This window comes from Mesorhizobium sp. M0983 (genome assembly GCF_040318975.1).
GTDB lineage: Bacteria > Pseudomonadota > Alphaproteobacteria > Rhizobiales > Rhizobiaceae > Mesorhizobium.
Map to the genome: position 1 here is coordinate 286,574 of NZ_JAMYNH010000006.1, position 22,494 is coordinate 309,067.

Here is a 22,494-nt window from a genome sequence, read left to right on the forward strand (position 1 = left end):
TCAACGTGGCACCAAAGCCCACCTGAAGGATTCGGCGGGAAAGGCTGCCGGCACCGTTACTTCACAGCCGCCGCCATCACATCCGAAAACAGCGCCCGCTCCACCGCCGGCTCGAGCGTCTCGGCGAAGGGCGTTGCCAGATGGTGGCGGTCGCGGAAGGCGAGTTTGCCGTCGATGAAGACGTGGCAGGTGGTCTGGTCGCAGAAGCGGTCGGTCATGTCGATATAGCTGGCGTTGGGTGTCGAGCGCACGATGTCGCGCTCGATCGTGGCGATGTCGTCATTTGCCGCCATGATCCTCGGCGTATCGCATGTCGCGGGCGTCTGTCCCCGCCACAGCGCCCGCGCCACGCATTTGTCGGCGTAGCTTGCGTTATAGGGCACGTCCCTGATGACCGCGACCTTGATACCGGCCTGGCTGAACGCTTGAAGCGTCCAGGTCAGGCCCGTCCGCCACTGCTCTTGCCAATCGGCGTGCTTCAACTCCTCGGGCGATTCCTTGATCACATTGCCGATCGAGAATTCTGAGATCACCACCAGTTGCGGGTGGAGCGCGATGATGTCCTTGACCGACTGCTCGCGCCATTGGTCGCACTCGGTGTAGTCGCGCTTCAGCCGCCAATTCCAGGTCGTCACCCGCGAAGCCCGGCAGGAGGATTTGAGAAAGGTGACGACGCGAAAGTTGTTCTTCTCGGCCGCCTTGATCAGCGGCGTCGACCAATGGTCGGCATGCGAGTCGCCGAACAGCACGACCGAGCGCTGGGCGTCCTTGCGGCCGAACATGCAGGGTTTCGGCTTGACGGTCTCGAAATCGAGCACGCAGCCGCCGTCGCTCGCGCGCACGGTGGAGAGCTGCGCGGCGCTGTCGGCGATGACGTGCTGTTCGGGGCTGAGATTGTGCTCGGCAAAGCGCGCATTGCCGTAGGCCGCGACCACGCCGGCGCCGGTTAGGGCGACGGCGGGCACCAGCGCCCGCGCTGCTCCGGCCATCAGCCAGCCGTTGCGGCGGATCGGGTTCTCGATGAAATGATAGGTGAACATCGACAGAACCAGCGTCAGCGCCGCGCAGGCAAGCCGGTCAAGCGTGGACAGGTTGGGAACCATCATCGCCGCATAGACGATGACCGGCCAATGCCAGAGGTAGAGCGAATAGGAAAGCCGGCCCAGCCATTGCAGGGGCGCCAGCGCCAGCACGGCGCTTGGCAGGTTGCGGCCGCTGCCGCTGAGCAGCAGCAGCACGGTGCCGGCGACAGGCGCCAGCGCATTCACCCCGGGAAAGGGCGAGTCTTCGTCCAGCATCAGATAGGCCCACGCGATCAGCGCCAGCCCGAGGCATGCCTGGAGGGTGGCCAGCAGCGGCCGGTCGCGCCAGATCCTTGCTGGCGCCATGGTGGCGAGGCCGCCGGCGGCGAATTCCCAGGCCCTGAGCGGCGAGAAGTAAAAGGCCCAAGGCTGCGACACTTCGGTCAGCCAGGCGCAGGCGGCGAAGGAGGCTAGGCCTGCGACGCCGATGACGATTATAGCGGTGCGCTTGCCTGGGCGCAGCCATGCGGCGGCAAGAAGCAGCGCCGGCCATGCCAGGTAGAACTGTTCCTCGACCGAGAGCGACCAGAAGTGGATGAAAGGGTTGTTGGTGGCGTCGGCGGCGAAATAGTCAAACGACCAGCGGATCAGCCAGAGGTTGATCATGTAGGCGGAGGCGAACATGGCGCCTTTCGAATAGAGCGCCTGTTCCTCCGGCGACAGGATGAAATAACCCGCGAACAGCGTGGCGAGGATGACGAACAGTGCCGCCGGCAACAGGCGCCGGGCGCGCCGGGCGTAGAAGCGCCAGAGATTCAGCCGCCCGGTTTCGGTGATTTCCGTAACCAGGTGTTTTGTAATCAGGTAGCCGGAGATGACGAAGAAGATGTCGACGCCGGCAAAGCCGCCGGGCAGACCGGAGAGACCAAAATGAAAGGCAATGACACCCGCCACCGCCAGCGCGCGCAGCCCTTCGATGTCAGGCCGAAATGATGCCGACACAATCACCTCATGCAAGGAATGCCCACCTCGCAGAGGCTCGACCCGATGCGCCGATATTGCAATGCAACAAATCTAACGCAGTGCAACATAGGGGGAGGGCGCGGCTCCTCCAGCTTCTGGCGTGGGCGGTTCACTCACATGAGCGATTCAGTCATGAGAGCGATTGATATTGAAGCGAAACGAAGGGTGCCGAGGCACTCACGCCTTTTTCAAAAACTCGGTCTTCAGCACCAGGCCCTTTACCTGCCTGGTGCTGCATTCGATCTCGCCGGGATTGCCGGTGAGGCGAATGTTCTTCACCAGCGTGCCGCGCTTGATCGTCTCCGAGGTGCCTTTGACCTTGAGATCCTTGATCAGGGTCACGGAGTCGCCCTCGTGCAGCGCCGTGCCATTGCTGTCTCGTACGATCGCGTCGGTCATGGCAGGTCTTTCGTAGGCTTCGGTGGGGGATGGTTGGGCCAGTCCCGGCCTATCCCACGGTTGGCGGCGAGGTCAAGCGTGCTGGGTCAAGCCGCGTTGCCGGGGTCAGGTGCATCAGCTATTGACCGGCAGCCATTCCGGCACAATTCAAGACGGAGCCGACCATGACAGACAAGACCATCCTCAAATTCGGCGCCGTCGAGAACGCCGAGACCGGCGATCTCGCGGGATGGGTCGTGGTCGAAGGCGAGCCGACCATGAAGACCGCCGTCCAGCACATTACCGAGGACGGCAAGGTCATGTCGGGAACCTGGCAGGCGAGCCCGGGCACCTATCACGCAACCTACAGCGACTATGAGTTCGTGCACATGATAGCCGGCCGTATCGTCATCACGCCGGATGGCGGCGCGCCTGTCGAAGTCGGCCCCGGCGATGCCTTCGTGGTGGAAGCCGATTTCAAGGGGACGTGGAAGATCATCGAGCCGGTGACCAAGCACTTTGTCGTCAGGATCGGCTGACGCCGAATAGTGCGATTGACGCTTGCGCCCGACTGAACCGAGGGTCCCAAAACGAAGATGGCGGGCATCTCTGCCCGCCACTGCGATTGTGCTGAACCGACGTGCCTAGTTGGCGCCGCCGAGTTGCTTGGTCATCTTGCAGAAATCGTCATGCTCCTTGGCAATGGCCTCGTCGCCGCATTCCTTCATCATCATCGCCTGGTCCTCTTTGGACATGGCCATCCATGCGGTCTTGAATTCGGCTGCCGGCTTCATGGTCTTCATGCCGGCATCGGTAAAGAACGGCGACATTTTCTGCGGATCGTCGAGCGCCGAAGTGCCAGTGGCACCGGCGGCAAGCGCTGCGCCGGTCATCATTGAAAGCGCCATCGCGCCCATGCAAAGCATCTTGATGTTCATGATCATTCCTCCTGAGCTGCTGCTTTGAGGTTGTCCATCAGCGATCTACGAAGGAACGGCGTTTTGACCCAAAAGTTCCAGGTTCTGGCGCAAGCATGGAACAGGATTGCTGGTGCCGCCATTTATGCAAAAAATTCTACCGTGACGGAGCTGCCGCGCTGCCGGCAGCAAGCCAAACGACGGCAAATCAAAGCTTCGCTGTAGGAGAGGCTGCGAAGTTGCACGCCGGCTCAATATGCCCGATCATGGCAATGGCGGGGCGGAGGTATCAAGTGGCGGCAAATAGTCGAAACGGCGCGCACCTGTCGGAGACCCGGCGGGCGAGCATTGTTTCCGCGGCCAGGGCGCTTCCGCGCACATCGTTGCCCAGCGTAGCGTCGGTCGTGACGGCCGTCGCGGCGCTCTATTTCGGGCGCGAGGTCTTTCTGCCGATCGCAATCGCCCTGCTGCTTACCTTTGCGCTTGTGCCGATGGTGTCGGCACTCAAGCGAGCCGGCATTCCGCGTCTTCCTGCCGTGATCGCCAGCGTGCTCGGCGCATTCACGGCGCTGGCGCTGTTCTCCTTCATAGTCGCCACACAGGTCAGTGAACTGGCGCAGAACATCCCGCTTTACCAGGCGAATATCCTGACCAAGGTCCGGTCGCTCAAGGAAACCGGCGTCGGCGGAGGCATCGTTTCCAGATTGAGCCGGGTGATCGAACGCGTCGGCCAGGAACTCGACAGACCGGAACCCGCGCAACCCGCCGCCGATCAGCCTCCGCGGGAGCCGATCCCGGTCGAAATCGTCGCGCGCGAACGACCGCTCGAGGTTCTCCAGAATCTGATCGGCCCGCTGCTGAGCCCGCTGGCATCGGCCGGACTGATCGTCGTGGTGGTCATATTCATGCTGCTCGAGCGGGAGGACCTGCGCGATCGCTTCATACGCCTCGTCGGCTACGGCGATCTGCATCGAACCACCGAGGCGCTGCAGGATGCCGGCAAGCGCGTCGGCCGCTATCTGCTCATGCAATTGGTCGTGAACATCGTCTATGCCGTTCCGATTGCAATCGGACTTTGGCTGCTGGGCATACCCAATCCATTGCTGTGGGGTTTGCTGGCGCTGGCGCTGCGCTTCGTTCCCTATATCGGCCCGGTTATCGCGACGCTGCTGCCTCTGTTCCTGGCGCTGGCCGTGGCGCCCGGCTGGTCGCTCGTGCTATGGACCGCCGGGCTTTTCGCGGTGGTGGAACTGATCACCGGCAACGTGATCGAACCCTGGCTCTACGGCTCGCGCACCGGGCTGTCGCCGTTGGCTATTATCGTTGCGGCGATCTTCTGGACCTGGCTCTGGGGGCCATTGGGCCTCGTTCTGTCGACGCCGCTCACGGTCTGCCTCGTCGTGCTCGGCCGACATGTGCCGCAGTTCGAATTCCTCGACGTTCTGTTCGGCAACGAACCGGTGCTCGAACCGCACGCCCGGCTTTACCAGCGGCTGCTGGCCGGCGATCCCGAGGAAGCGACGGACCATGCCGAGGAGATGCTGGAGGAAGAATATCTCGTCGAGTTCTACGACAAGGTCGCGATTCCCGCACTTCTGCTCGGCGAGCAGGACCGTGTGCGTGGTGTGTTGAGCGATGAGCAAAGACAGCAGGTCGCGGGCAGCGCGCTGACGATGGTGGCGAACCTCGACGACAGCGCGCAGGAGGAGGCGGAAGCGGGCGACACTGCCGCGGCCGAGGACAACGGCTCACACGAGGACAAGCAGGTTCAGGGGGAGGTTCAGGGCGGGGACGACACCGAACTACCGGATGGCACGGGCATGTCGGTGCTGTGCGCCGGAGGGCGCGGCGAACTCGACGACGCGGCTGCCGCCATGCTCGCACAGGTGCTCGAAGTCCAGGGCGCCACGGTGTTGAGAGCGAGCTTCGCCGATATGGAACCGGGGAGCATTCGCCGCCTTGAGCTCGACGCTATCGATACCGCCGTCGTCGGATTTTTGAACCGGAATTCCGTCAAGCACGGCCGGTTCCTGGTCCGTCGGCTGAAACGCGCCAAACCAAGGTTGCGGGTGGGTATCGTGTTGTGGTCGGAACCCGACAGTGACAACCAGGAGGCAGCCGCCAAATTGGCCAATGAGATCAACGCTGATTTCGTCGCACACGGAATGGTCGGTGCGGTGCTCGGTGCGTTGTCCAGCAATCCGCCGGTGGCGCTGAAGACCACCGCCAAACGCCGCATGCGCCGCCTGGCGCCGGCGCGCAAGAAAGAGCCGCTCGCCGCGGCAAAATGAGCGCGGCCAACGACTGCGGCAGTGGTGTTATTACCGTTTTCGCGAAAACGGTAATTAGCGAAACGGATCAGGTGTCTTCGCAAGGATTGCGCTGAACCGTCCGGACGGTGCCGCGGCAAAGGGTGCGTACCCCTCACACCGTCCAGAAATAGCGCACGGTATGGAAGAACACCGGGGCGGCGAAGACCAGGCTGTCGGCACGGTCCATCATGCCGCCATGGCCTTCGATCAGGTGGCCCCAGTCCTTGACGCCCTGATCGCGCTTGATGGCGGAGGCGACCAGCCCGCCGAAGAATCCCATCAGGCAGGCGACCAGAGCGACGCCGGCCGCCTGCAGCGGCGAAAACGGCGTCAGGAACGACAGCAGCGCGCCGAGCAGGCTCGACGCCGCCAGCCCGCCGACCAGTCCCTCCCAGGTCTTCGACGGCGAGACCGTCGGCGCCAGGAGGTGGCGGCCGAACAGTTTGCCGAAGATATATTGCAGCACGTCGCTGCCTTGCACGGTGACGATCAGGAAGGCGATCAGCAACAGGTTGCGGCCTTCGAAACCGGGTACTTCGAGTGTTAGCAGCGCCGGCACGTGGCTGACGCAGTAGACCGAGATCATGACCGCCCATTGCTGCGCCGAGACGCGCTCGAGAAAGCGTTCGGTGTCGCCGTGCAGTGCGGTGATCGCCGGCATCAGCAGGAAGCAGTAGACCGGGATGAAGATGGTGAAGAGCCCGTACCAGGCGGTCCACACCAGCCAGTACTGGAACGGGATGACGATGCCGAACATGCCGAGCAGCACCCAGTGGTCGCTGCGGCGGCTGTGTGTCAGCGTCACGAATTCGCGCAGGGCGGCGAAGGAAATCAGCGCGAACAGGATGGTCATGCCGGGGCGGCCGAAGAAGAAGGCAACGGTGATCGCCACCACCATCACCCACCAGGCATTGATGCGCTGGGTGAGGTTGACCAGCGTCGGCGACAACGGTTTTGGCGCGCGCCATGACAAGACGCCGGCGACGACGCTGGCGCTGATCAGCACCGCCAGCAGGCCGACAATCAGAATGAGGGTTTCGTGCATCATCGGCAGCATTTTGCCTTGGTTCTCAATCGTCTCGCTGCGGCCGGGGGTTCAGCGCCAGCAGCGTTTCGCGGGCGCGGTCGAGAAAGGCGCGGCGTTCCTCACCCGGTTGAATAGCGATCGGCGCGCCGAAGACGACACGGCAAAGCAGCGGCACCGGCACGAATTGCCCCTTGGGCAGCACCCGCGACATGTTCTCAATCCAGCACGGGATGAGTTCGACATCGGGCCGCGCCATCGACAGATTGTAGAGGCCGGAGCGGAACGGCAGCAGCGGTTCGTCAGTCATGTTGCGCGTGCCTTCGGGAAACAGGATCAGCGAATGGCCCTGATCGAGCACTGACAGCATGATCGAGATCGGGTGCTGCGTTTCATCCGTCCACTGCCGGTGGATCAGCACGGAAGACAGCATGTCCTCGGCAATGAAACGGCGCAGCCGCGTCTTGCCCCAATAATCGGCGGCGGCCACCGCATGGGTACGGGCGCGCTCCTTCTCGCTGAGGCAGGCCGACAGCAGGATGAAATCGCCGTGGCTGGCATGGTTGGCGAAGTAGATGCGCTGCCGGTCCGATGGCTGGCTGCCGTTCCAGATCGGCCGCACGCCGGTGACCGCCCAGGCCAGCGCCGACAGGCCGACCGAGGTCACCGTCTGCAGCAGGGTATAGGTGCTGACACGAAGCTTTGTCATCGACGGGCTCAAAAGAATGCCGCGACGACCGAGGCCGCCGCGAACAGGCCGAAGGCGATGCGCTGCTTGGCAAGCAGGCGGCGCGTGCCGGCTATCCGCTGGTCGAGCGAGCGGCCGCCGGCCGCCGTGGGTTTCAGCCGCATGCGCGCCAGCACATCGTCGACCGCGGCACCGCCGCCTGCCTCGCTGGCGTGGCTGGCCATCAGCCGGAACAGCAGCGCGTCGAACAAAAGCAGGGCCGAGAGAATGATTGTGGCTATGGCACCCGCTGCGGCGATCAGCCAGGCTACCGCCGACAGCGACGATGTTTGCGGCACTGCCGCCAGGCCGACGACCGGCGCCGCCAGCAAGGCAGCGGCAACCAGCAGCAGCGGCCATGCCACCTGCACCATCAGCCCGGCGGCGAACGTCTCGGCCCTATCTCGAAAGGCGGTCATGCCGGTGCGTCCACGCCAAGATGCACCGGCCGGCCCGCGGCGGCGAGCTTGCCTCGCGCCTGAGCCGGCGTGTCGGCCCGGCCGCTGGCGACCAGCCATTCGGCGACGACGGCGGCGCTGCGCTGGAAGCCAAGCGCACAGCAGACCAGCACCGTGCCCTGGCCCCGCGCCGTCTCGATCGCCGCCACCGCTTGCGCACGCGCCTCGCGAGACGGCGGCAAAAGGTCGACCATGGGCAGGCTTACCCAGCGGATCGAGGCGCCACGCGGCCTTTCCAATTCGCCGGCAAGATCGACCACCGTGCCGAAGGCGTCGGCCTCGGCGGCGGTCGGAAAACGGCCGAGGCAAACACCGTCGGCGATGACGATCTGCGCTGGAAGCTTTCGCGTCCACGCCCACACATTGACCCTGGCAACAAGGCGGTAGGGCCAAAGCAGGAGACGGCTGGCCAGCGACACGCGGCCATCAGCTGTTTTCTGGAACACTTTGGCGCCGGCGCCGGCATAGGCGAAAGCGACGATGGCCAGCGCCAGTGCCGGCCACAACAGGATGAGCCACAGCGCCGAGACCAACGCGCCGGCAGCGGCACTGGCCAGCGCAAGGCTTGCGCCGAGCGCATAGAACAGCGCCAGCCGCCGCGCTTTCGGGTCAACGCTCAGGCGGAAGCCGTCGAATGGCAGCTCGCCGTCGCGCGGAAACAGCCACAGAGCGAAAAGGCCGAGCAGCGCGCCGGTCGGAATGTCGATGAAATGGTGCTGCCACGTCGTCAGCACCGAGGCGCCGATCAGGAAACACCAGACATGCCAGGCGGCGCCGGCGATGCCGGTCAACCTGTGACGCCAATGGTCCCAGATGATGACCAGTAGTGCGATGTGCAGCGACGGCGCCTGGTTGAAGGGCTTGTCGAAGCCGCCGAGCACGGCGAACATGAAACCGGGCAGGCCGCTTGTCTGCGGACGCACGAAGGTCGCCGTCAGCGGGAACAGGATAAAGCAGGCGACGGCGATGATCTGCGCCGTCAGATAGCGGCCGGCGAGGCGGTCGACGCCGTTCTTCGAATTGTTCAACAGCAGCGACAGGCCGTAGAATAGATTGATCGACCAGTAGGGCACGATCGTCCAGGCAAGGAACGGGATGCCATGCTCCCAGCCGAAGACGATGCTGCCGACATCGTCGCGCCGCGACGCCAGCCAGTTGGCGAAGCCGTAGGTGGAGTAGAAGAACGGCGCCAGAAATGCCAGCCACAGCGCGGCGCGCAGGACTATCCCGGGATACGGCTCGCGCGGCAAGGCCGGAAGGGCAGGGGCATCGCGAGGCAAGGCAGAGGCAGGCAAGTCCATGCTCAGACGCGCCGGGCGATCGAAACGGTGAAGATGCCCCACTGGTCGATGCGCTGGTCGAGCTTCTCGAATCCGGCGCCCGCCACCAGCTGGTCCATCTCGGCCTGCGTGCGCCGGCGCATCACCCAGGCCTGGCCGCCGCGATGCGAGGTCAGGCTGCGCGCGATCATCTCGAGCTGCGGATGCCAGGGCTGGTTGGTGTAGACGAGCAGGCTTCCGGGCTGCATGGCGCCGGCCAGTCCACCGAGCGAGCGGGCGATCATGGCATTGTCGGAAAACAATTCGTAGAGCCCCGAGACGATGGCGAGATCCGGCGCCGGGTCGAGGCCGGCCAGCATCGTGGCGTCGAAGGCGTCACCTTGATGGAACGAGACGCTCGCCGGCAGCTTGCGCTCGGCGATCAGCTTGCGGCCGAGCGAGATGTTGAGCTCGGAGAAATCCTGCAGCCGCACGCTGGCCGGCGGCTCGGCGCATTTCTGCACAGCATCGAGCACGTAGCGGCCATGGCCGGCGGCGATATCGACGATATGGACCGGCCGGCCGGCGGCCTTCAGCGTCTCAGCGGCACTGCCGATCAGCTCTTCCAGATGCAGCTTGCGCTGGCGGATGCCGCGCCAGCCAATAGCATCGAGAAAGGTGCGGTCGATCATGCGGCCGCCGGGGCCGATGCCCCGCGCATCGTTCTCGTAGACATAGTCGAGCGTCGAGCCGGAATCGAAGCCGGTGGCAATCCCGGTCTTCATGCCGGACGACAGCCATGCGCCCATGCGGATCGAGGCGCGGCTCATTGCCCAGTAGAGACCTTTGGGTGACAGTAGCGGCAGCGGCGAGGCCAGCCGGTCGGCCTCGTCGCGTGTGTAGCCGGCGCGGTCGGCCCCGGTCAGGTCGAGCGGCTTTTCCGGCGCCGCGAACTGCTTTTCGAGGAAAGGCCTGATCAGGTCGAGTGCCTTGTGGCGGTCGCGCTCGCCCAAAGTGTCGTGGAAGAAGCCGGGCAGCACATGCCGCTCCTTGGCCGGGCTCGCCAGATTGACGAAAAACTCGTGCTGCGGTCCATGCCGCACCACCCAGTCGCTGCCGGAGATCAGAAGCTGTGTCGGCACGGTGATGGCGCGGGCATCGGCGACGATGCGCGCTGCGTGGTCGTAGAGTTCGACCAGGATGTTGGAGGCGATCGGCCGGGTGATCAGTGGGTCGGCGTCGAAGGAGGCGATGCGCTCGGGATCATGCGTCAGGAATTTCGCCTTGACGTAGGAATTGACGAAGAAACGGCCCTTCAGCTTCTGCCACAACGCAATGCCTTGCTTGGCGAAGGGCACGTAGAGCTTGACCGAGAAGGCCGGCGAGGCCAGCACCAGGGCGCGAATGTCAGGCGCATAGTCGTGCACCCAGGCGGCGGCAAGCACGGCGCCGAAGGATTGCGCGATCAACGCTATATCGCGCCGGGCAAAGCCGTCACTGCCGATCTCGCGCACGAAGCAATCGATGTCGCGCACCAGCGCGGCAAACGACGGCGCATAGCCGCGCTCGCCGGCGGAGCGGCCATTGCCACGCGCGTCCCAGGCATAGAAGGCGTGGTCGGGCATCTGGAGCTCGTCGACCAGATGCGCCATGCGGCCGCCATGCTCGTGGCCGCGATGGAACAGCAGGATGGCACCCTTGCGGTGTTCCGACGGCGCCGGCCAATAGCGATAGAAGATCTCGGTGCCGTCATGGCTCTTGAAGCTGCGCTCCTGCGCCACCCGCTCGATGTTGGCTGGAGCCACGGCGGCAACCGTCTGTTGGTGAAGCATGTTGTTCTCCCTGGCGAGACCGGAATTCAGCTGCCGCTCCCGTTAAGGCCGCCGCGTATCCGGTTGATGGCGGTCACCAGCGAGAGTGTAGCCATGGCTGGAAACACGAGCGGCGTGAGCGCCGGGACCCACAGGCCGGACGCGATAAGCACCGCGAGGATGCCAAGCGCCAGCGCCCGATCGCTTTTGCCGAAGGGGCCGGCATAGTTGCGCCCCGCTCCGGCCGCGATGCCGAGCACGCCGGCGAATTCCGCAATCACCGCCGCGATAGCGAATGCAACGACGCCCCAGGCAGGAAAAATGACGGCAAAGGCCAGGATCAAAGCGAGATCGGAGACAACATCGCAGAGCTCGTTGAGATACATGCCGAGCTTCGAGGCCTGGCCATGTTCCCTTGCCAGCATGCCGTCGATGGCATTCAGCGCCATTCGCGTAAACAGCACGAGCGGCATCAGCAGAAAGACCATGCGGTGGCCGGCAAGGGCTGCCACCACAAGGCCGGTGAAGAGCGAGAGGGCAGCGGCCAGCAGCGTGATCTGGTTGGCGGTGACGCCGGCCCTGGCCAGTCCGTCGGCAAGCGGCCGCAACCTGGCCTGAAAGGCCGGTTTCAGCGCATAAAGCGTCGGCATATGCGAACCCCCCGGCCGCGGTGCAAATAATGTTGGCGAGGATGGTCAATTGGCGCGCAAGACGCAAGGGCGTCGCCCTGCCACTTTTCGACATCCGGATGTGTCGGCGCTAGCTTTCGCTGTTGACATTGTCGCCCGGGAACAGTGCGGGCAAGCTTTGTTCGGCCGCCGCCCAGGCGCGACTGTGGTAACGCCGTAGGATGAGAATGCATGCGGCGAAGACCAGCAGCCCGCAAATCACGCCGAGCGTCATGCCCCCGCCAAACGCGGACTTTACAACGATGCCGGTGAAGACGCCGGCGATGGCGCCATTGATCGTGCCCACCATCCCCGCGGTGGTCATGAAATATTGCAGCGGTGAGGGCCTGAGGCCCTTGTCGACCAGCACCGCCGAGGGATCGTCATGGGTGGAATTGACAAGGTATCTTTGCAGGACGGGCGTCAGCTCGACGAAATAGTGGCGGATCCTGGCCATGCCGCGGGCATGCACCATGTCCTCGATGGCAACCTGCACCGCGCGCGCGAAGGTGACCAGGCCGATGAAGAAAAGGCAAGGCAGCAAGATCAGGCTGAACAGCACGAACGGCCTGCCCATCTCCGTGACCTGCGCGACGAAGGACAAGGCAATGGTTGCGCTCGAGACCGAGGTCAGGAACAGATCGGCTCGCTGGTTCGCTTCCTGAATGGTCGCGGCGCGAGCATTTTGCAGCACGAAATGCTCGGTCGTCAGGCACTGCAGGGCTTGCTGCGCCTGGTCAGGCGGAACCGGAGCGTCGGGAGAACGGGTCATCGACAGTTGCCCCCTCTGCCCGCCGGAACCGGCAGGGCAGAAGGGAGGGTCGTCGTCCTGATGCGAGCCATCAGGACTTGCCGTTGCCGTCGTTGATGGCGATACGCTTGGCCTTGGCCTGGGCGCGCTCCGTCTTCGGCAGCGTCACGCTGAGCACTCCGTTCCGGAACGCGGCGTTCACCTTGCCTTCGTCGACTTCGTAGCCGAGCGGGATACGCCGCTCGAAACGGCCATAGAAGCGTTCGGAGAACTGCCTGTCCTTGTCCTCGGTCTCTTCACGCTTCTCGCCGCGCAGCGTCAGTACGCCGTCATCGAGCAGCAGCTCGATGTCCTTCTCGTCCATGCCGGGGATCTCGGCGGTGACGCGGATCTCCTTTTCGCCATCGGAGATTTCGACACTGGGCCAGCTGGCGCGGGCAGCGGAGAAGCCACCGAGCGACGGCAGCCGCGTGTCGAAGCCGCGGAACGCCTCGTCGAACAAGCGGTTCATCTCGCGATGCAGCGTCAGGAAGGGATCGCGATCGCCGTCGCGGAACAGGCTGGGGGCCTGATTGTTCTCCCGGCCCCAGGGAATGAGATCACGAATAGCCATTGCATAGTCTCCTTTCTCGACTGGTGCATTCAGGCAGCCTGCTTGTTTGCTTCGTCTTGCGCGACCTTCGGCCCGGTCTTCGGCGAGGCGACATCGGTCGCGATGGCGATGCGCCGAGGCTTCATCTCCTCGGGCACCTCACGTACCAGATCGATGCTGAGCAGGCCGTTGTCGAGCGTGGCGCCCGCGACCTTGACGTGATCAGCAAGCTCGAAACGGCGGGTAAAGGGCCGTGCGGCGAGGCCATGATGCAGATACTCCGCGTTATCCGGCTCCTTGTGCTGGCCGGAGACAATCAGGAGGTTGGGTTCATGGGTGATTTCGAGGTCGTCCTCGGAAAAGCCAGCGACGGCGATGGTGACGCGGTAGTTGTTCTCGCCGCTGCGCGCGATGTCATAGGGCGGCCACGCGTCGAAAGCCTGCGGGGCATTTTCCAGCAGGTTGAAGACGCGGTCGAAGCCGATGCTCGACCGATAGAGCGGGGAAAAGTCGAATGCGGTTCTCATAGCTACATCCTCCATCGAGCAACATAGATACGAGGAGCGCCAAAGAGCTGGCGCTCCCTGGTTTCGCCGGCCCCATTTCGGCGACCGGTGCCATCGATCTGGTTATTGTCCGCCGCAAGTCAAGACCCGGCGGCTTTCGCGTTGCCGGTTTTTCGGTCGGTTCGGCGAGGCTGCCAATCTCCCTATTTGCGGCGAGATGTCCGGCAGGAGATTGCCTGTTTGCCAGCTGGCTTCAATCGCCAACGCCGAGTTCCCCGGCGGGTTATTGTCTGCCGCAGGTCAAGACCCAGATTCCTCTGTTGCCGGGGCTCCGTTCCCGGCAATCGCAGATGGAGCTGACCATGACACGCGACGAGATCATTTCTGTGGTGGGCCCGGTCGACGACGCCGTTATCGCCGACATTGCGGCGACAGACGGGACGGTCCAAGAATTGCGTGAGGCCCTGGCCTGGATCGCCGCCGACGAGGCGCTGGTGAACGAGGGCCGACCGCTGCCGACGGCAAGAGTAGCGATGCTGATCGAACTGCTGCAAGGGCCGGACGAGGAGGAATAACCGGCCATTTCCGCGATGCTCTTGAACCGCGCAGAGAGACGAACCATGTCCTTCAGCGGCGCCGGCCGGCCGCCGGTGCCCGCCAGCATGACGTTGCTGCTCAAACAAGAAGACGATCACAAGACACGGAGGAAGTGATGGACGACGTCCGCTTTGCCGAGCCGATCACGTTGAAATTCCAATCCAGCGAGCGCAAGGTCGCCAGCAGTTGGGAAGCCATCGAATGCATGCGCCAGCAGTGGCCGGACCGTGCACGCGGCCGGAGTTGGCGCGCTGCCTATCGGACCTGCCGGGACGCGCTCGACGGTTGGCACACCGCGCGTGATGCGCGCAAGGCCTTCGCCAGGGCGGCGCGCAAGGCCGGGTTGCTCGCATCGGCCCGCAAGCCTGTCGACCACGCCGGCTAGTCCGGACCCCTCCGATATTGTGAGATCCAAAACAAGTGGGGAGAGGCAGCTGCCTTTCCCCCACTCCGGAGACTTTGTCCGCTGTCTAGTGGTACCCACCTGACTTGTACCCACTGACATAAGAGTCCGGCTCGGGATTTCCCTTGGCTACACGCGAAGGAGCGGGATTTTGCTTGGGCCAACTCAGTTAGTCACCGTCGTGAAAAGTTCGAGTACCAATTCCATTCCCACGTTCTGCCTGCATCAGCGGAGAACGCACGGCTGTAAATCGGGGTTTGCGGGTTGCGCTTATCCCAGTGGAATTTTACGATAACGTCCTTGCCGGCCACAACCTCACGGCCGAAGAATTCGCCTTCGTCGCCATTGAACGAGCCCACCTTTCCGTCGTCGAGTTTGCCCGCGTTGCTGTCGGCCCAGTGGATCGTCCAGAGACGCGTCTTTGGATCGAACAATCGCACGGTGAGGCCCTCGAACGGCTTTCCTCCCAACTCCGTACGAAAAATGTCGAAGTTGCCCAAACCCACCAGGATTTGGCGGAACTCTTGGGTCGCGTCGAATTCCTCCCACTCGTCGCTGCCGGCCAGCGGTTCCTTCAACGTACGGTTCCTGATGTTCCAGTTGCCCACCAAATAGTCGAAGTCATTTTTGGACGACGTCTGGCTCGCCGTTATCGCAAGTTTCCCGTCCGATGAAAGAGAGAACGCACTCATCTACTTTCCTTTGGATCGACGTGGTGCCAGCACTGCCATCGCCGCGGACATGACGAATGTATGGGCGTTTCTGCGATGACTTCGGCGCGCTTCGCATGTCCAATCGCGGCAACAAGTGGATGGGACCCAACCGCGCGTCGTGAGGCACGCCCGCCGTCGCCTCCATGTTGCAACGCGTAAGCCGAAGACCCGTTCCGGACACGATCCGCTTCGGTTGGCTCCGCCACTCCGTCGCGAAGTCGCGTTGCTCCGCGCTCCACACAGGATTTGCTAACCGCCTTGAACCCCTGAACCGACCGCCCAACCGGATACCAAGTGTCAGATTCTGACCACTAGCGGCTGATCGGCTTGCTCTTTAGTGGACGGTGATGATGCCGTTTACGGCCCGCCATTCGGAGGGCTGGATCAGGTGATGATGGGCGACGCGCACCGAATGCAACGGGCCTTCGATCTCGCGCTCCCAGAAATCAAGGAAATGCTTCAGCGTCGGGAAATCAGGGGCGATATCGTATTCCTGCCAGATATAGAGCTGCAGCAGGCTTCGATGATCGGGTAGGCGGTAATGGATCTCCGCCGTGGTGAGGCCAAACCCTTGCATCTGGAGCTGAAAGTCCCTGCTGGTCATGCAATCTTCCTTCCGTTGAAATCTCCGTCCGCGAAAACGCCTCTTGTTCCACATAGGTTCCAGTCGCGTCGGGAGAGCGACGAATGTGCAAGCAATTACAGTACATTGGCACTCTCATTGATCGAGTGCTAAAATTTTTGCGTGACCCTCTTGAAAGCAGAAAAAAGCGCGACTAGTTCGTATGCGCGCGATGCCTGATGAAGGGGTCGCGCACCCCGTGCCGGGCCGATATTGCCGGTCCGGTCAGGAGGATCTTCGAAAATCTGTTTGTCCCGAGAGGAGAACGACATGACGTTCCGTCCATTGCACGACCGTATCCTGGTCCGCCGTATCGAGGTCGACGAGAAGACCGCCGGCGGCATCATCATCCCCGACACTGCCAAGGAGAAGCCGCAGGAGGGCGAGGTCATTGCCGCCGGCCCCGGTGCGCGCGACGACAGCGGCCAATTGCAGCCGCTCGATGTCAAGGTCGGCGACCGCATCCTGTTTGGCAAATGGTCCGGCACCGAGATCAAGCTCAATGGCGAGGATCTGCTCATCATGAAAGAGAGCGACGTGCTGGGCGTTATCGAGGGCGCCGGCGAGATGAAGAGGGCTGCCTGAGGGGGGCCTGAACAAGCATTCCAGTCAACGAAAAGCTGCCTATTCGAAGGAGTGATCCAATGGCTGCCAAAGATGTGAAATTTCATACCGAAGCCCGCGAGAAAATGCTGCGCGGCGTCGATATTCTCGCCAATGCGGTGAAGGTAACGCTCGGTCCAAAGGGCCGCAATGTCGTCTTCGATAAGTCGTTCGGCGCGCCGCGCATCACCAAGGACGGCGTGACTGTCGCCAAAGAAATCGAGCTCGAGGACAAGTTCGAGAACATGGGCGCGCAGATGGTGCGCGAGGTCGCCTCGAAGACCAGCGACACCGCAGGCGATGGCACCACGACCGCGACGATTCTTGCTCAGGCCATCGTCAGGGAAGGGGCCAAGGCGGTCGCTGCCGGCATGAACCCGATGGATTTGAAGCGCGGCATCGACAAGGCGGTCGACGCCGTCGTCGCCGACCTGAAATCCAATGCCCGCAAGGTGACCAGGAACGACGAGATCGCCCAGGTCGCCGCCATCTCTGCCAATGGCGATGCCGAGATCGGCCGCTTCCTCGCAGAGGCGATGGAAAGGGTTGGCAATGAGGGTGTCATCACTGTCGAGGAAGCCAAGACCGCTGAGACTGAGTTGGAAGTGGTCGAAGGCATGCAGTTCGACCGTGGCTACCTCTCGCCCTATTTCATCACCAACCAGGATAAGATGCGCGTCGAACTCGAAGAACCCTATGTGCTGATCCACGAGAAGAAGCTGTCCAACCTGCAGGCCATGCTTCCTGTGCTCGAAGCCGCCGTGCAATCCGGCAAGCCGCTGTTGATCATCGCCGAGGACGTCGAAGGCGAGGCGCTGGCGACGCTGGTCGTCAACAAATTGCGCGGCGGCCTGAAGGTTGCGGCCGTCAAGGCGCCGGGCTTCGGTGACCGCCGCAAGGCCATGCTCGAAGACATCGCCATCCTGACCGGCGGCACGGCGATCTCGGAAGACCTCGGCATCAAGCTCGAGAACGTCACACTGGAGATGCTCGGCCGCGCCAAGAAGGTGCTGATCGAGAAGGAGAACACCACCATCGTCGACGGTGCCGGCCGCAAGGATGAAATCCAGGCGCGCATCAGCCAGATCAAGGCGCAGATCGAGGAAACCACCTCCGACTACGACCGCGAGAAGCTGCAGGAGCGGTTAGCCAAGCTCGCTGGCGGTGTCGCCGTCATCCGCGTCGGAGGCTCGACCGAGATCGAGGTCAAGGAGCGCAAGGATCGCGTCGACGACGCCATGCATGCCACACGCGCGGCGGTCGAGGAGGGTATCCTGCCCGGCGGCGGCGTGGCGCTGCTGAGGGCGGCGAAGGCGCTCGATAACGTTGTCGTCGACAATCCCGATCAGAAGACCGGTGTCGACATCGTGCGTCGCGCCATCGAAGCGCCGGTGCGCCAGATCGCCGAGAACGCCGGTGCGGAAGGTTCGATCATCGTCGGCAAGCTGCGCGAGACGACCGACTTCGGCTATGGCTGGAACGCCCAGACCAACGAGTTCGGCGACCTGTACGGGCAGGGCGTCATCGATCCGGCCAAGGTCGTTCGCACTGCGCTGCAGGGTGCCGCCTCTGTTGCCGGACTGCTGGTGACGACCGAGGCGATGGTGGCCGAGAAGCCGAAGAAGGAAACGCCCATGCCTCCGATGCCCGGCGGTGGCGGCATGGACTTCTAAGATCAGGCTTTCAAAGCGAGATTTCGAAACGGCAGATGGGCCGTGTCCGCCAACGCGGGCACGGGCTTGCCGGTTCGGGTCGAATGCTGAGCAGGTGTTGCCATGGATATGACGGACAGTTTTGGGAAGATCGCGGCGCCGACCCGCCCGAAGAACGATTTCAACTATGAAACCGATTGCAGGGCGGCGCTGGCGCCTTTGGTCGACGGCCTGCTGGATATGGCCGAGTCGGCCGGCTGGGACCGCCGCAAGGCTGCCTACACGCTGATGTTTCTGTCGGCTCAACGCGTGGGAGCCGGCAAGGAAGGAGCGTAAATGATCGCGGCGCGGATGCGCGATTGCCTGCTCTAGTGGGGAAATTGGCAGCTTCGCCGACAGCGCTCTAAGCCATCGGTAGCAACCGGCGCATAATCAGCGAGGCGTGGCCGCCCACCCCGTGTGCAGCCGGCCGGCGCTCGACCACTTCGAAACCGTGCTTGCGATAAAAGGCGATTGCCCGGTCGTTGCCCTCGATCACCTCCAGCGCGATGCTGGGAATCCCCGCATGCGCTGCAAGAACCGCGTGCAAAAGATCGGCCGCCAGCCCGGTGCCGTACTCGCTTTTGTCGATATGGAGCCGCTCGAGCATGACATCGCCCTTGTTGCCCATCGCGGCCATCGCGTAGCCGGCGAGCGAGCCGTCCGCCCGCTCGGCCACGAACCACATCTTGCTGTCGTCCCCGAGCTCGGTCACCAGCCGCTCCGGCGCGTGCTTCTCATCCGACAGCCGTGCCGTGGTCTCGGCACCCAGGATTGGCGAATAGGTGTGGCGCCAGGATTGGCCCAGCAGCCGCGATACCGAGGGCACGTCCTGTTCGGTCATGGTTCTTATTTGGGTCATTGGCACCTCGCCTCAGAAACCTGCCCCTTTTGAGCGGAGATGTTCGGCAGGACAGAGAGGTGCTGTCCCGCCGATCCTGCACGGCCGAGTTCAGCGCACATCCGCGCCGGCCGTCATGACTATGTGCTGGCAGACATTGTCGATATCGCGAATGACGTCGTCGTTCCAGAAGCGCAGGATAGTCCAGCCGCTGCTCTCCAAATAGGCGCTGCGTATCCTATCCCGCTCGGTGTGCTCAACGTCGGCGTGCTGGCTGCCATCGACCTCGACGATGAGGCCGTGCGTCGGGCAGGCAAAATCCACAATGTAGGGTCCAATCGGCACCTGCCGGCGAAAGCTCAAATCCATGAGCCGATGCGCGCGAAGCTCATTCCACAGTTTCAGCTCGGCGTCGGTCATCGCGCGACGCATGGATTTTGCATTCTTGCGCTGGCGTGACGGAACGAGATCGTGCCCCACTAGGCGCTCCTGTCTTCGTGATTGGCGAAGTCATGGGTGACGGCCGATCTCTCCCCTTGCGGGGGAGATGCCCGGCAGGGCAGAGGGGGGTGCTGTCCCGCCAGCTTGTCAGCCATTTGCAGTCTAATCCTCCTGCTGGAATGGGCTTGGAAGCGGCTTACATTGAGACGTTGGCGATCCTTCCCACCCCCCTCTGTCCTGCCGGACATCTCCCCCGCAAGGGGGGAGATTGGCTGTTGCCAGCGCTTTCGCCAACCTCTTGCTGCCTTGCAGCGAAAATCGTCGCCCCCGCCATCACCGCCTTACCCGCGATTTCAGCCAGCGGTCGAAGGCGACGGCGAGGATGAGGATCAGGCCGATGACGATGCTTTGCGTGTATGACGAGACGTTGTTGAATTGCAGCCCGTTCTGCAGGACGCCGATCAGCCCTGCACCGACCACCGTGCCGCCGACGCTGCCGATGCCGCCGAACAGCGAGGTGCCGCCGATGACGACCGCCGAGATCACCGTCAGCTCGTAGCCGATGCCGGCGACGGCTTCGGAGGAGTTGAGCCGCGCCGACAAAACGAAGGCGGCAAGGCCGGCGAAGAAGCCGACGATGATGTAGACCGAGATCAGGATGCGGTCGACGCGCAGGCCGGAGAGCCGCGCGGCCTCGGCATTGCCGCCGACGGCGTAGACGGCGCGACCGTAGCGCGTGTAGCGCAGCACGATGTGGCACAGGATTGCGGCAATCGCGAAGATGATCGCCGGCACCGGCACCGGGCCGATCAGGCCGGTACCGAACCAGCGCATCGAGGCGTCGAAGCCGGAGATCGGGCCGCCATTGGAGATCGTCAGCGTTAGGCCGCGAAACACGGTGAGGCCGCCGAGCGTGACGACGAAGGGCGGTACTTTCAGCCTGGTGATGGCAAAGCCCTGGACACTGCCGGCCACGGCGCCGACGACGACGGCGGCGAGAAGGGCGGCGAACCAGCCATAGCCCAGCGTGCCCGTTGTCGACAGCGACAGCGTGTTGGCGGTGCCGCCCTTGGCCACCACCGCCGCGACCATGCCGCAGAAGGCGAGCAGCGAGCCGACCGACAGGTCGATGCCGGCGGTGAGGATAACGAAGGTCATGCCTAGCGCGATCAGGCCGGTGATCGAGATCTGGCGCATGATGTTGAACAGGTTGATCGGGTCGATGAAGCTCGGCTTCAGCACGGTGAAGACGACGATCAGCACCGCCAGGAACATCAGCGGGCCGAAGCTCATCAGCAGGCGCGCAAGATTGACGCCGCCGCGCTGGCTCCGTTCGGTCGTGCTGGTCATTGCGTTGCTTCCTGATTCTGGGCTTCCTGCTTCTGGTCGAGCGCCATCAGTTCCATCAGTTTCTCCTCGGTCGCCTCGATGCCAGGCATCTCGCCGGTGATGCGCCCGCGCCGCATGGTGACGATCCTGTCCGACACGGCAAGCACTTCGGGCAGCTCGGACGAGATCATCATGATGGCGATGCCGCGCGCAGCGAGCTCTACCAGGATCTGATGAACCTCCGCCTTGGCGCCGACGTCGACGCCGCGCGTCGGTTCATCGACGATCAGCACCTTGGGATCGCGTGCCAGCCAGCGGGCAAGGATGACCTTCTGCTGATTGCCACCGGACAGTCCCTCGATCGCCTGCTCGGGCGAGGCCATGCGGATCGACAGCGTCTTCCTGTAGTTCGCCAACGCCTCGCGCTCGCGCCGCTCGGCCATGAAGCCGACATTGGAGTAGCGGTCGAGCGCGGCGATCGAGAAATTGGTGAGGATGGCGAGTGCGGCGAAGATCGCCTGGTGCTTGCGGTCTTCCGGCACCAGGCCGATGCCGAGCTCGATGGCATCGGCGGGTGAGGCCGGCGCGATCGGCCTGCCATCGAGCCTGATGGTGCCGGCGGCAATGCGGTCGGCGCCGAAGATGGCGCGGGCGAGCTCGGTGCGGCCGGAACCGACGAGCCCGGCGACGCCGAGGATTTCGCCCGCCTTGAGGTCGAGATCGACGCCTTCGAGCACGATGGCGTGCGGCGCCTGCGGATCGCGCACCGTGCGCAGGCCGCGCACCGAGAGCCGGACGTCGCCGGCGACATCGCGCTGCGTCGGCCTCGCATAGAGCTCGGAAGCGGCGCGGCCGACCATCTTCTCGATGATCTTCGGCAGTTTGATCGGCCCACCTTCGCGGTCGAGATGGCCGGCCAGCCTGCCGTCGCGCAGCACCGTCATACGGTCGCAGATTGCCGATGCCTCCTCCAGCCGGTGGGTGACGAACATGATGGCGACGCCGTCCTTGCGCAGCCGGTCCATGATCGACATCAGCCTGTGCACTTCGGTTTCGGTCAGCGCCGAGGTCGGCTCGTCCATGATGATCAAGCGGCTCTTCAGCGATAGCGCGCGGGCGATCTCGACCAGCTGCTGTTCGGCCACCGACAGAGCGGAAACCGGCGTCGCCGGGTCGAGATCGAGGCCGACGCGAGCGATGATCGCGCGTGAGTCTTCCACCATCTTTCGCCAGCTGACCAGCCCGAACCGGCCGAGCGGCGCACAGCCGATGAAGATGTTTTCCGCCACGGTCAGCGTCGGGATCAGGCTCAGTTCCTGGTAGATGGTGACGATGCCAAGCCGTTTGGCGTCCTGCGGATTGTGCGGGCTGAATTCGATCCCGTCGAAGACGATGCGGCCGCTGGTCGGCGGCATCACGCCGGAGAGAATCTTGAGCAGCGTCGACTTGCCGGCACCGTTCTCGCCGAGCAGGCCGAGTATCTCGCCGGGGCGGACTTCGAGCGAAACGTCGTTCAGCGCGGTGACGCCGGCAAAGCGCTTGGTCACGCCCTCGACGGTGAGCAGGGCGGGGGAGGGCACAATAGCGGCTGCCTTGGGCAAAGTTTGCTCCTCGATCATTCGGTTGTACGCAAGGCTGGCGGGACAGCACCCCCCTCTGTCCTGCCGGCCATCTCCCCCTCAAGTGGGGAGATTGGCAGCCTCGTTGGCCTCGCTTCTTCTGCAAGATCGAAAATTAGCGAAAGCCCGGGTAACATCCAATCTCCCCCTTCAAGGGGGAGATGGCCGGCAGGCCAGAGGGGGGTGC

The 22,494-nt window shown here is 63.6% G+C and carries 26 protein-coding genes; 8 read left to right on the forward strand and 18 right to left on the reverse strand.

Features of this window, described 5'->3' with window-relative positions; genetic code table 11:
• Positions 1–56: 56 nt before the first annotated feature.
• The gene (locus tag NKH71_RS14500) at positions 57–2,024 is read right to left on the reverse strand and encodes an acyltransferase family protein (protein ID WP_352481648.1); all 1,968 of its coding nucleotides are present in this window, start codon (positions 2,022–2,024) and stop codon (positions 57–59) included.
• A gap of 198 nt (positions 2,025–2,222) precedes the next feature.
• On the reverse strand, positions 2,223–2,444 hold the full coding sequence (locus NKH71_RS14505; protein WP_352481647.1) for an alkylphosphonate utilization protein: 222 nt from the start codon (positions 2,442–2,444) through the stop codon (positions 2,223–2,225).
• Positions 2,445–2,608: 164 nt separating this feature from the next.
• On the opposite strand from NKH71_RS14505, the gene NKH71_RS14510 reads away from it, so the two are divergent.
• The gene (locus NKH71_RS14510; protein WP_023722949.1) at positions 2,609–2,962 is read left to right on the forward strand and encodes a cupin domain-containing protein; all 354 of its coding nucleotides are present in this window, start codon (positions 2,609–2,611) and stop codon (positions 2,960–2,962) included.
• Positions 2,963–3,067: 105 nt separating this feature from the next.
• Here the strand turns inward: NKH71_RS14510 and NKH71_RS14515 are convergent, their stop codons facing one another.
• Complete coding sequence (locus NKH71_RS14515; protein WP_352481646.1) at positions 3,068–3,361, reverse strand: hypothetical protein; 294 nt, start codon at positions 3,359–3,361, stop codon at positions 3,068–3,070.
• Between the two features lie 63 nt (positions 3,362–3,424).
• Here NKH71_RS14515 and NKH71_RS14520 point away from each other — a divergent pair, with 63 nt between their 5' ends.
• A complete protein-coding gene (locus NKH71_RS14520; protein WP_156948361.1) occupies positions 3,425–3,565 on the forward strand; it encodes a hypothetical protein in 141 nt (46 codons plus the stop codon).
• 41 nt (positions 3,566–3,606) lie between these two features.
• Positions 3,607–5,631, forward strand: a complete 2,025-nt coding sequence (locus tag NKH71_RS14525; protein ID WP_502897215.1) for an AI-2E family transporter — start codon at positions 3,607–3,609, stop codon at positions 5,629–5,631.
• A 133-nt stretch (positions 5,632–5,764) separates the two neighbouring features.
• On the opposite strand, the gene NKH71_RS14530 is transcribed toward NKH71_RS14525, so the two are convergent.
• From NKH71_RS14530 to NKH71_RS14570, 9 genes are all read right to left on the reverse strand, one after another.
• Positions 5,765–6,700: a phosphatidate cytidylyltransferase gene (locus NKH71_RS14530; RefSeq protein WP_352481711.1), complete on the reverse strand. Its 936-nt coding sequence runs from the start codon at positions 6,698–6,700 to the stop codon at positions 5,765–5,767.
• Positions 6,701–6,722: 22 nt separating this feature from the next.
• Positions 6,723–7,385 (reverse strand): lysophospholipid acyltransferase family protein, encoded by a 663-nt coding sequence (locus NKH71_RS14535; protein WP_352895137.1) that lies wholly within the window; start codon positions 7,383–7,385, stop codon positions 6,723–6,725.
• 8 nt (positions 7,386–7,393) lie between these two features.
• A complete protein-coding gene (locus NKH71_RS14540) occupies positions 7,394–7,822 on the reverse strand; it encodes a hypothetical protein (protein WP_352788212.1) in 429 nt (142 codons plus the stop codon).
• Entirely contained in the window at positions 7,819–9,162 is a 1,344-nt protein-coding gene (locus NKH71_RS14545; RefSeq protein ID WP_352481644.1) for a phosphatase PAP2/dual specificity phosphatase family protein, read from the reverse strand. Before NKH71_RS14545 ends, NKH71_RS14540 begins: the two co-directional genes overlap by 4 nt.
• A 2-nt stretch (positions 9,163–9,164) precedes the next feature.
• Positions 9,165–10,952 (reverse strand): bifunctional alpha/beta hydrolase/class I SAM-dependent methyltransferase, encoded by a 1,788-nt coding sequence (locus tag NKH71_RS14550; RefSeq protein WP_352816534.1) that lies wholly within the window; start codon positions 10,950–10,952, stop codon positions 9,165–9,167.
• A gap of 26 nt (positions 10,953–10,978) precedes the next feature.
• Positions 10,979–11,581: a CDP-alcohol phosphatidyltransferase family protein gene (locus NKH71_RS14555; protein ID WP_352816537.1), complete on the reverse strand. Its 603-nt coding sequence runs from the start codon at positions 11,579–11,581 to the stop codon at positions 10,979–10,981.
• Positions 11,582–11,690: 109 nt separating this feature from the next.
• A complete protein-coding gene (locus NKH71_RS14560; protein ID WP_352640930.1) occupies positions 11,691–12,371 on the reverse strand; it encodes a hypothetical protein in 681 nt (226 codons plus the stop codon).
• Between the two features lie 70 nt (positions 12,372–12,441).
• Positions 12,442–12,963, reverse strand: coding sequence for an Hsp20/alpha crystallin family protein (locus tag NKH71_RS14565; RefSeq protein WP_352516320.1), 522 nt, complete (start codon positions 12,961–12,963; stop codon positions 12,442–12,444).
• Positions 12,964–12,992: 29 nt separating this feature from the next.
• A complete protein-coding gene (locus NKH71_RS14570; RefSeq protein WP_023718098.1) occupies positions 12,993–13,469 on the reverse strand; it encodes an Hsp20 family protein in 477 nt (158 codons plus the stop codon).
• Between the two features lie 341 nt (positions 13,470–13,810).
• Between NKH71_RS14570 and NKH71_RS14575 the strand changes: the two genes are divergently transcribed.
• Both NKH71_RS14575 and NKH71_RS14580 read left to right on the forward strand, forming a co-directional pair.
• The gene (locus tag NKH71_RS14575; protein WP_245278542.1) at positions 13,811–14,023 is read left to right on the forward strand and encodes a hypothetical protein; all 213 of its coding nucleotides are present in this window, start codon (positions 13,811–13,813) and stop codon (positions 14,021–14,023) included.
• A 137-nt stretch (positions 14,024–14,160) separates the two neighbouring features.
• On the forward strand, positions 14,161–14,430 hold the full coding sequence (locus NKH71_RS14580; RefSeq protein WP_023718100.1) for a DUF982 domain-containing protein: 270 nt from the start codon (positions 14,161–14,163) through the stop codon (positions 14,428–14,430).
• A gap of 191 nt (positions 14,431–14,621) precedes the next feature.
• On the opposite strand, the gene NKH71_RS14585 is transcribed toward NKH71_RS14580, so the two are convergent.
• The gene (locus NKH71_RS14585; protein ID WP_352895138.1) at positions 14,622–15,140 is read right to left on the reverse strand and encodes a hypothetical protein; all 519 of its coding nucleotides are present in this window, start codon (positions 15,138–15,140) and stop codon (positions 14,622–14,624) included.
• 355 nt (positions 15,141–15,495) lie between these two features.
• Positions 15,496–15,765: an usg protein gene (locus NKH71_RS14590; RefSeq protein WP_023718102.1), complete on the reverse strand. Its 270-nt coding sequence runs from the start codon at positions 15,763–15,765 to the stop codon at positions 15,496–15,498.
• Between the two features lie 288 nt (positions 15,766–16,053).
• On the opposite strand from NKH71_RS14590, the gene NKH71_RS14595 reads away from it, so the two are divergent.
• The 3 genes from NKH71_RS14595 to NKH71_RS14605 all read left to right on the forward strand — a co-directional run bounded on the left by NKH71_RS14595 (position 16,054) and on the right by NKH71_RS14605 (position 18,374).
• Entirely contained in the window at positions 16,054–16,368 is a 315-nt protein-coding gene (locus NKH71_RS14595) for a co-chaperone GroES (protein WP_023718103.1), read from the forward strand.
• A gap of 59 nt (positions 16,369–16,427) precedes the next feature.
• A complete protein-coding gene (groL, locus tag NKH71_RS14600; RefSeq protein ID WP_023718104.1) occupies positions 16,428–18,059 on the forward strand; it encodes a chaperonin GroEL in 1,632 nt (543 codons plus the stop codon).
• Between the two features lie 102 nt (positions 18,060–18,161).
• Positions 18,162–18,374, forward strand: coding sequence for a hypothetical protein (locus NKH71_RS14605; protein WP_023718105.1), 213 nt, complete (start codon positions 18,162–18,164; stop codon positions 18,372–18,374).
• A gap of 67 nt (positions 18,375–18,441) precedes the next feature.
• Here the strand turns inward: NKH71_RS14605 and NKH71_RS14610 are convergent, their stop codons facing one another.
• From NKH71_RS14610 to NKH71_RS14625, 4 genes are all read right to left on the reverse strand, one after another.
• Entirely contained in the window at positions 18,442–18,921 is a 480-nt protein-coding gene (locus tag NKH71_RS14610; protein WP_023718106.1) for a GNAT family N-acetyltransferase, read from the reverse strand.
• A gap of 108 nt (positions 18,922–19,029) precedes the next feature.
• Positions 19,030–19,398 (reverse strand): endonuclease domain-containing protein, encoded by a 369-nt coding sequence (locus NKH71_RS14615; RefSeq protein WP_023718107.1) that lies wholly within the window; start codon positions 19,396–19,398, stop codon positions 19,030–19,032.
• 294 nt (positions 19,399–19,692) lie between these two features.
• Positions 19,693–20,709, reverse strand: a complete 1,017-nt coding sequence (locus NKH71_RS14620; protein ID WP_352788724.1) for an ABC transporter permease — start codon at positions 20,707–20,709, stop codon at positions 19,693–19,695.
• The gene (locus NKH71_RS14625) at positions 20,706–22,289 is read right to left on the reverse strand and encodes a sugar ABC transporter ATP-binding protein (protein ID WP_352788721.1); all 1,584 of its coding nucleotides are present in this window, start codon (positions 22,287–22,289) and stop codon (positions 20,706–20,708) included. The genes NKH71_RS14620 and NKH71_RS14625 overlap by 4 nt, the downstream gene beginning before the upstream one ends.
• Positions 22,290–22,494 lie beyond the last annotated feature (205 nt).